The sequence below is a fragment of the Bacillus sp. SIMBA_074 genome, from assembly GCF_046534555.1.
GTDB classification, from domain to species: Bacteria; Bacillota; Bacilli; order Bacillales; family Bacillaceae_G; genus Bacillus_A; species Bacillus_A mycoides.
On record NZ_JAWRYM010000946.1, the window covers coordinates 1 to 250 of the forward strand.

1 protein-coding gene is annotated in these 250 nt (G+C 58.8%); it reads right to left on the reverse strand.

Features of this window, described 5'->3' with window-relative positions; genetic code table 11:
* A partial coding sequence (locus SB773_RS33570) for a hypothetical protein (RefSeq protein ID WP_410594782.1) occupies positions 1-186 on the reverse strand: 186 nt, incomplete at its 3' end.
* Positions 187-250 lie beyond the last annotated feature (64 nt).

Consider the following 250-nt stretch of genomic DNA (forward strand, 5'->3'; position numbering starts at 1 on the left):
GTCGGGAATCGGACGGCCTTGGCGCATCGGATCCGATGTTCGAATCTCGTAAATGTCCTGCCCATATTCGTCAGGATCGATTGCACGGAATTGGTAGCCGAGCCGCCGCGCCTTTCGCACCATATTGCGCGATTTATCACCGATGTCCGACCAATACGCGTCGATCGAATCCGGAATCCCGAGCATCGCAGGCCGCGCGCGTTGCATGCTCGCCGGGATCAGTTCCCCGGTGTCGCGTTCGACATAAACG